Raw genomic sequence first — 9,177 nt, 5'->3', positions numbered from 1 at the left:
GTTTGAGCATCGCGACCAGGCCGTAGGCAGCCGACCACTGCGCTGCCACGGGAAACCGCTCAACGCTGAATGCGATGCCTCGCAGCAAAGCATGATGGCCGGCCAGCAGGAAGAACAGCAGCACGGCAAATGTGTTGAAGGCGGAGGTCAGGATCGGCACCTGCCGCCGAGTGACGGGATCGAACACTTGCGCGATGCCGAACCCGATCTGGATGTCAAGAATCCGCCCGGCGACATCAAAGGCCGCAAACGCCAGCAGCACACCGAGCCCGAGCGTCGCGCCCAGCGCGAGCTCCGCCAGTGCGGACGTAAACAGCGTCGCATGATTGGCGATATGGCCGCTTCCGACCGGTGTAAACCCCAGCGCAATGATGAACGACAGCGACAGCAGCATCAACACCCGCACCGTCGTCGGTATGGGCATGGCATAGAAAACTGGCGTCAGGATAAAAACACCGGCAACCCGTATCGAAAGCAGGATCACCGCCTCCAAAGGTGGCAATGCCCATTTCTGGGAAACCCAAGACCATCCGGCTCCAAGTTCAGCAATCACGCGTGGCGACCTGGGCTAAAACATGGCAGGAATACCTGCCCACAGCTGAGTAAAGTAAGCACTGAGCTTGCGCAACATCCAGGGGCCAAACACGACAAGCGCAATGCCAGCCGTCATCAGCTTGGGTACAAAGGTCAGGGACATCTCCTGCACCTGCGTAACCACTTGAACAATGCTGATCAGCAAACCTGTGAGCATGGTCAAGCCAAGAACGGGCAGGCACACCAGGAATCCCATCCAGAATAGGTCCGACATCATTTTCAAAGCCAGGTCAGCGTGCATTCTGCTGTGTGCTCCCGCATCCATAGTTTGTTGTCGCCACACATGCAAAGGGATGCAAGTCCGCGCGGTCATCCTGACGCATTCGATAAGCTTTGTTGTTTGTCATGTCCCAAGGCGCCTGTAGCGGGGCCTCCCCCTGTTATTTGTTCCGAACTGTATCGCAATCTACAGAATTTGCGGCAGCAGTTACCTTATTTTCCATATCGATTTAGGTACTAATTACTTAGACATTTCCAAAGCACTGGAAATAGATATTGCTTTTGAACCTTGTGCGGTGCTACTTCGCTGACTAGAAATTTTTCACAACCCCTTCCCCTTTTCCCCTCCTTTTGGGGAGCCTGCTGAGGTCAACAAATGAGACTTGGCGGGTTGGGGCAATGAATGAGCTGATTGTTTGTTACACGCTTCTCAAGATTCTTTTGACCTTACCGCTTGTAACGCCATTTATTAACGTGCATTCTTGAGCTGTGGTTGGGATTGTTCCTGCCGTTCAGGAGTCTGTCATGTGCACCTTGCGTCAGCGGCTCTACATCCTCCTTTCAAGCTTATTGCTGTCCGGCACACCCTGGCTTGCCAGCACCGCGCACGCGGCCACTGTGCAGCCCCCGGCGGCGCAGGCCATGATGGACGCACTAACCCGCGCTACAACGGCGGTGGTMGGCGTCAAGGTCACGGCGATGGAAGATGCACGCTCGGCCGAAACGCTGGGCCTGCGCCGCGCCGGCTCAGGTGTGCAAATCAACCAGGACGGGCTCATCCTCACCATCGGCTACCTGATGCTGGAAGCCGAACACATCGAGATCGTGACGCAAGACAACCGCACCTTGCCGGCGCGCGCCGTTGCCTATGACCTGGCTACCGGCTTCGGGCTGTTGCGCCCCTTGCTGCCACTGCGCGGTGTGGGCGTGGCAGCGCTGGGCAACGGTAAAGACCTGCAGCCCGGCGAACCGCTGATGGCCGTCACCGGCCCGCAGGCTGATGAGGACGGCGACGTGAGCATGACCCGGCTGGTCAGCCGGCGCGCGTTCTCCGGCAGCTGGGAATACCACATCGAATCGGCGCTGTTCACCAGCCCACCTATCATGGCCAGTGGCGGCAACCACAGCGGCGCCCCGCTCTTCAACCAGAAAGGTGAGTTGATGGGCATAGGCTCGCTGCTGGTGTCCGATGCCACAGGCGAAAACCGCCGCCTGCCGGGCAATATGTTTGTGCCGGTGGATTTGCTGCGTCCCATCCTCGCGGAGCTGCAGCGTTCAGGCGCCAGCATGAAAAGCCGCAGGCCATGGCTCGGCATCACCTCCAATGACCAGGGCGGGCGCATACAGATCCTGCGGGTCAGCAAGGAGAGCCCTGCGGACCTGGCCGGGCTGGAGGCGGGCAACGTGGTGCTGGCAGTAGACGACGCCAAGGTGGCCACGCTCGAAGCTTTTTATAAAAAGCTGTGGGACCGGCCCGCACCCGACGCGGAAGTCAGGCTGACGGTGCTGCAGGGTGCAGAAGTCAAAACCATTGTGCTCAAGGCCCAGGACAGGATGCTGACGCTCAAGAAGCCTGCGGGCATCTGATTTTTACAACAAAATAGGTTGTAGCCCATACAGGTAAAGCGCAAGCAGCTATTGATTTAATAGCACTACAGGGCTACGCGATTTGACAGCCCCGCACGACAAGCCAGGAATGGGCACGAGCAGCGCAGCCTTCAAAACCGGTAGGCGACCTCGGTCCACATACGCGTTGAATCTGTCGTCCTGACCAGCTCGGGTGTCGACCCCAGGGGCGAGGCCAGGTAGGCACGGGCCCGCCACTGGTTGAGCCCGGTCCAGTCAAGGCCAACCCCCGCTCCGCTGAGCGTTGCGCTGTTGGCACCTGTCACCCAGGGTCGTTGATTGACTTTCAGGTAGGCACCGTCCCAGAACGCCACCGCCTGGAGCTTGCCGCCGACAACCTGCCCCAGGTCGTAGCGCAGCTCGACGCTTGTGCGGTAACCCGTATCACCCGACAACGCACCCACATCGTAGGCACGCACCGAATAGGGCCCGCCCACGGACATTTTTTGTGACGAATCGAGGTTGGTGTTTGCCCACTGGCCTGCCCATGAAAAATGCAGCGTGCTGTTTTGCCCGAGGCGCTGCAAGCGGGAGAAGCCCAGATTGGCCTTTGAAAACCAGCCCTGCGTTCGTGCGCTGGCCGCATCGTCCAGCTGCGCCTCTGTAGCGTCAAAAACCACCCTGCCCCGGGTCCATCCCAGGCTCCAGGTATTGATGCCGCCGGACAGCAAGGTGTCCCGCCAGTCCCCGGTCAGGCTCGACGTCCAGGAGTCGAGATGCYGGTCTGTTTTTATTCCCGCCACGTCTACACGCTCGCGCAACTGCACCGTGTCGTATTGAATCTGTCCATAGAGGTTGACCGTCTGGCTTCGCACCAGCGGATGCTTGCCCCAGAGGCTGCCGGTCTCGGCGGAACCMTGCGCGCCAAGTATCTCAAGAGACCCGCCAATTTTGTAATCCAGCAAGGAATAGGCGGCTCCTGCGCGGGTGCCCTGGCCGTTCAACAATGATTCGTAGCCCACCCGTCCGTAGCTCAGCCCCTTCCCGGAATTCAGGCCGCTCAGGCTCAGGACATCGCCATGCTTCAAAGGGTTGTTGACGTACACCGTACCGCCCAGGCGGGCTCTTCCTGTATAGCTGTTGCCGTAGTCGTCCACAACCAGGCTTCCTGAAACCGCCGGGCCGGGCGTGGTATCGATACTCAGATCGGAGGTGCCCATCCCGTCGCCGGGTCTTAAGGTTGCCTGCACCACCACGCCGGGTATGTCCGACAGCAACAGCAGGGACTTGTCCAGCAGGGCCTGGTCGACTGGCTGCCCGTTTTGCAGCGGCGCTACCGTCGCCTGCAGCAGCAGGTCGTTCACGCGCGTCTGGTTGTTGACGCCGACCTTGCCGTAGCGCGCCTCGACCACCAGAAAGCGAACAACGCCCGACTGGATCACCTGCGCAGGCACCACGGCCCGGGCAAAGGTCTGGCCCCTGCTGTGGTAATACTGGCCTATGCGCCCCGCCATTTCGTCGAGCTGGTCAAGCGTCAGGCTTTTGCCTTCAGCATCGGCCACCAGTGCATGCAGCGTGGCTGTCTCAAACAGGGTGTTGCCGATGATGTTGATCGATTTGACATCCACCGTCACGGCGGGACGCACAGGTGGCGGCGGGATATTCCCCTCATTGCTGAGGGGCGGCCTTTCTCCGCGGGGCGATGGGACGGCTTGCTGGGACGGCTGGACCTGCCGGAGGATGGTGCCGATATCAACCGGCAGCGGATCAGCCGCCTGGACCGCGAACAGGGGCGCGGCTGCCAACAGCAGCACAGCGTGCTTACCGGATACGTTGCATTTCATGGGGAAACTTTTGTGGGGTAGCCGTATTTATTTTTGAGCGGCCAGCACACCGTTTTGCAGCTGCACGCCGCCGTCAACGATATGCAGGCGCGGATCTTTTCTTACTGTGGCAACCACATCCTGCAGCACCTCGACGGCCCCACCGGAAACCACCAGTTCGTCTCCACCGGAGGCATCGGCGCTTGCGCTGCGAGTTACCCGAAGGATGGGCGATACCTCGATCAGGCCGGATTTGGAGCGTGTCCCATCCACGGCCTGTTGCATGGCGGCGTCGGCACCATCATCGGCGCCCCCCCGCCCAAGCGTTCCCGCCCGTGCGGGCACAGCTGTGACAGGCAAGGGAGTGATGGATGCCGTCAGCCCGGTCGGTTGCACCACCGTGTAGTTGGCCGCGTCAACCCCGCCCAGGGTATAGCCTGTCACGGTCACGGGCTTTGCGTTACCCACATTCGCGTTGGCAAAAGCACCGCTGCCGCCGCTGACGCTAACCACGTCACCGACCAGGGCCGCCACGGCGGCGGTACCACCCAAGGTGGCCGCAGTCGTACCGTCAAAAACCTTGTTCTGCGCATTTACACCGGTGACAGCCAGGCTGGCCGGTGTGATGTTTGCCGTGACACCTGTAGGTTGCACCACGGTGTAGTTGCCGGCGTCGGCCCCGCCCAGCGTATAGCCGGTCACCGTCACGACTTTGCCGTTGCCCGCGTTTTTGTTGACGAAAGCGCCATTGCCGGTACCACCCACAGTCACCACGTCACCGCCCAGGGCTGTGACCCCCGCCGTTCCGTTAAGCGTGGCGTTGGTGGTGGTGTCGTAGACCTTGTTGTTTGCCCCGACGCCCGTGACGGCCAGGCTGGCTGGTGTGATGTTTGCCGTAACACCGGCAGGTTGCACCACGGTGTAGTTGCCGGCGTCGGCTCCGCCCAAGGTGTAGCCGGCCACGGTCACGACCTTGCCATTGCCCACATTCTTGTCAGCAAAAGTGCCGCTACCGCCACTCACACTCACCACGTCACCGCCCAAAGCAGCCACAGCGGCCGTGCCATTGAGGGTGGCTGCAGTACTCGCGTCATACACCTTGCTGTTTGCCCCTACACCGGTCACCGCCAGGCTGGCCGGCGTGATGTTTGCCGTAACGGCAGTGGGCTGCACCACGGTGTAGTTGCCGGCGTCGGCGCCGCTCAGCGTGTAGCCGGTCACGGTCACAGCTTTGCCATTGCCTACATTCTTGTTGGCGAAGGTTCCGCTACCGGTGCCGCCCACCGTCACGACATCACCGCCCAGGGCAACAACACCTGCGGTGCCATTGAGAGTAGCCGTGGTGGTGGTGTCATACACCTTGTTGTTGGCGCCCACACCTGTGACTGCCAGGCTGGCTGGCGTGATGTTGGCCGTGACAGCTGTGGGCTGCACCACGGTGTAGTTGCCGGCGTCGGCGCCGCCCAGTGTGTAGCCCGTGACTGTCACGGCCTTTCCGTTGCCCACGTTTTTGTTGACAAAGGTGCCGCTGCCGGTACCGCCCACCGTCACGGTATCGCCGCCCAGGGCCGCGACGTTTGCTGTGCCATTGAGTGTGGCGGTGGTGGTCGTGTCGTAGACCTTGTTGTTTGCGCCTACGCCGGTAACAGCCAGGCTCGCCGGCGTGATGTTGGCTGTGACGCCGGTGGGCTGCACCACGGTGTAGTTGCTCGCATCGGCGCCGCCCAGAGTGTAGCCGGCGACGGTGACGGCCTTGCCGTTGCCCACGTTCTTGTTGTTGAAATTGCCGCTGCCCGTGCCGCCCACCGTCACGGTATCGCCGCCCAGAGCTGTGACCGCCGCCGTGCCATTGAGTGTGGCGGTGGTGGTGGTGTCGTAGACCTTGTTGTTTGCGCCTACACCCGTGACAGTCAAGCTGGCCGGCGTGATGTTGGCCGTGACGCCGGTGGGCTGCACCACGGTGTAGTTGCCTGCATCAGCTCCACCCAGTGTGTAGCCGCTGACCGTCACAGCCTTGCCATTGCCCACATTCTTGTCGGCGAAGGTGCCGCTGCCACCGCCAACCGTCACCACGTCGCCGCCCAGTGCCGCGACGTTTGCGGTGCCATTGAGCGTGGCGGTGGTGGTGGTGTCGTAGACCTTGTTGTTCGCGCCTACACCCGTAATRGYCARGCTGGCAGGCGTGATGTTGGCCGTSACACCTGTKGGYTGCACCACGGTGTAGTTGCCGGCATCGGCGCCGCCSAGKGTGTAGCCGGTGACGGTGACGGCCTTGCCGTTACCCACGTTCTTGTTGRCGAAATTTCCGCTGCCGGTACCGCCCACGGTCACGGYATCRCCACYCARRGCCGTMACSGCKGCTGTTCCGCTCAGCGTSGCYGTGGTGGYSGTGTCRTAGACCTTGTTGTTTGCRCYYACRCCGSTRACAGYCARGCTKGCCGGYGTGATGTTGGCKGTCAMGCYGGTGGGTTGCACCACGGTGTARTTGCCGGCGTCGGCACCGCCCAGCGTGTAGCCGGTGACGGTCACGGCCTTGCCATTGCCTACGTTTTTGTTGGCGAAGCTGCCGCTGCCGGCGCCGCCTACCGTCACCGTGTCGCCACCCAAGGCCGTCACCGCAGCTGTTCCGCTCAGCGTGGCTGCAGTTGTGGTGTCGTACACCTTGTTGTTAGCATTCACACCTGTGACCGTGAGGCTGGCGGGGGTGATGTTGGCGGTCAGCCCCGTGGGTTGGACCACGGTGTAGTTGCCGGCGTCCGCACCGCCCAGCGTGTAGCCGGTGACCGTCACGGCCTTGCCGCTGCCCACATTCTTGTTGGCAAAAGCACCACTTCCACCACCAATCGTCACAACATCACCCCCCAGGGCCGTAACAGCCGCCGTTCCGTTGAGAGTCGCGGTGGTCGTTGCGTCGTAGACCTTGTTGTTGGCGCCTACGCCGGTAACAGCCAGGCTGGCTGGCGTGATGTTCGCGGTCACCGCCGTGGGTTGCACCACGGTGTAGTTGCCGGCGTCCGCACCGCTCAGCGTATAGCCGGTAACAGTCACAGCCTTGCCATTGCCCACATTCTTGTTGGCGAAGCTGCCGCTGCCCGTGCCGGCCACGGCCACGACGTCACCGCCCAGGGCCGTGACGGCTGCCGTTCCGTTGAGTGTCGCCGCGGTGGTCGTGTCGTAGACTTTGTTGTTCGCGCCTACGCCGGTAACAGCCAGGCCAGCCGGCGTGATGTTCGCGGTCAATCCCGTGGGTTGCACCACGGTGTAGTTGCCGGCGTCGGCACCGCCCAGTGTGTAACCGGTGACAGTGACGGTCTTGCCGTTGCCCACATTCTTGTTGGCAAAGGTGCCGCTGCCACCGCCAACCGTCACCACATCACCGCTCAGGGCCGCGACGGCCGCCGTGCCATTGAGTGTGGCGGTGGTGGTGGTGTCGTAGACCTTGTTGTTTGCGCCTACACCCGTGACAGCCAGGCTGGCCGGCGTGATGTTGGCCGTGACAGCTGTGGGTTGAACCACGGTGTAGTTGCCGGCATCAGCACCGCCCAGTGTGTAGCCGGTGACGGTGACGGTCTTGCCATTGCCAACATTCTTGTTGACGAAATTACCGCTGCCGGTGCCCCCCACCGTCACAGTATCGCCACCCAGGGCCGTAACGGCGGCTGTTCCACTCAGCGTGGCCGTGGTGGCGGTGTCATAGACCTTGTTGTTTGCACTCACACCCGTCACCGCCAGGCTCGCCGGCGTGATATTGGCGGTCACCGCCGTGGGCTGCACCACGGTGTAGTTACCGGCGTCTGCTCCACCCAGTGTGTAGCCGGTGACAGTCACCGCCTTGCCATTGCCCACATTCTTGTTGGCGAAGGTGCCGCTGCCGATGCCACCCACCGTCACGGTATCGCCGCCCAGGGCTGTAACGGCCGCTGTTCCGCTGAGCGTGGCCGTGGTGGTGGTGTCGTAGACCTTGTTGTTTGCGCCTACACCCGCGACAGTCAAGCTGGCCGGTGTGATATTGGCGGTCAAGCTCGTGGGTTGCACCACGGTGTAGTTGCCGGCGTCGGCACCGCCCAGCGTGTAGCCGGTCACAGTCACCGCCTTGCCATTGCCCACATTCTTGTTGGTGAAGGCGCCATTGCCGGTACCGCCCACGGTCACGGTATCACCACTCAAAGCCGTCACCGCTGCTGTCCCGCTCAGCGTCGCKGTGGTSGTYGTGTCGTARACCTTGTTGTTKGCSCCYACRCCCGTAACMGYCARGCTKGCCGGCGTGATGTTKGCSGTSARMCCYGTGGGTTGCACCACGGTGTAGTTGCCGGCATCGGCGCCGCCCAGCGTGTAGCCGGTCACGGTAACCACCTTGCCGTTGCCCACGTTCTTGTCGGCAAACCGGCCGATGCCCGTGCCGGCCACGTTCACCGTATCACCGGCGAAAGCTGCAACGCTGGCCGTGCCGTTGATGGTGGCGGCGTCACTGGCGTTGTACACCTTGTCCTGGATCGTCACACCGCCAACGGCAAGGCTGGCCGGCGTGATGTTCGCGGTCAGGCCCGTGGGCTGCACGACGACATAGTTGGCGGCATCTGCGCCGCTCAGCATGTAGCCGGTGACGGTCACGGCCTTGCCGTTGCCCACGTTCTTGTCGGCGAAAGCACCGCTGCCGGTGCCGGCGATGCTCACCGTGTCGCCGGCGATGGCTGTGACGCTGGCCGTGCCGTTGAGGGTGGCGGTGGTGCCGGCGTCATACACCTTGTTGTTTGCGCTCACGCCTGTGACAGCCAAACTGGCGGGATTGACTGTCAGCGTGCCATTGGCGTAACTGATGTCGTAGCCCTGCTGATTGGAATACAGGCCGGAACCCGTCACCGTGTAGCTTCCGGCATTGACCGCGCCCTGGGCGGTTCCGCCGAAACTGATGCTTCCCGACAAGCTGCCGCAAGCCGTATTGGAGCAACTGATGCCGGTTCCGCCGTTCCAGGAC

5 protein-coding genes are annotated in these 9,177 nt (G+C 62.1%); 1 reads left to right on the top strand and 4 read right to left on the bottom strand.

Features of this window, described 5'->3' with window-relative positions; translation table 11 throughout:
• A partial coding sequence (locus tag AC1D1P_RS07860) for a flagellar biosynthetic protein FliR (protein ID WP_477672598.1) occupies positions 1-553 on the bottom strand: 553 nt, incomplete at its 3' end.
• Positions 554-568: 15 nt separating this feature from the next.
• Entirely contained in the window at positions 569-835 is a 267-nt protein-coding gene (locus AC1D1P_RS07855; protein ID WP_477669657.1) for a flagellar biosynthetic protein FliQ, read from the bottom strand.
• Between the two features lie 503 nt (positions 836-1,338).
• Here AC1D1P_RS07855 and AC1D1P_RS07850 point away from each other — a divergent pair.
• Complete coding sequence (locus tag AC1D1P_RS07850) at positions 1,339-2,400, top strand: S1C family serine protease (protein WP_477672597.1); 1,062 nt, start codon at positions 1,339-1,341, stop codon at positions 2,398-2,400.
• A gap of 131 nt (positions 2,401-2,531) precedes the next feature.
• Here AC1D1P_RS07850 and AC1D1P_RS07845 read toward each other — a convergent pair whose 3' ends face one another.
• Positions 2,532-4,223, bottom strand: a complete 1,692-nt coding sequence (locus AC1D1P_RS07845) for a ShlB/FhaC/HecB family hemolysin secretion/activation protein (protein WP_477672596.1) — start codon at positions 4,221-4,223, stop codon at positions 2,532-2,534.
• Positions 4,224-4,250: 27 nt separating this feature from the next.
• On the bottom strand, positions 4,251-9,125 hold the full coding sequence (locus tag AC1D1P_RS07840; RefSeq protein ID WP_477672595.1) for a beta strand repeat-containing protein: 4,875 nt from the start codon (positions 9,123-9,125) through the stop codon (positions 4,251-4,253).
• Positions 9,126-9,177 lie beyond the last annotated feature (52 nt).

It is taken from the genome of Polaromonas sp. P1_E1_2 (assembly GCF_056406035.1).
This window is presented reverse-complemented; position numbering and strand designations above follow the sequence as displayed.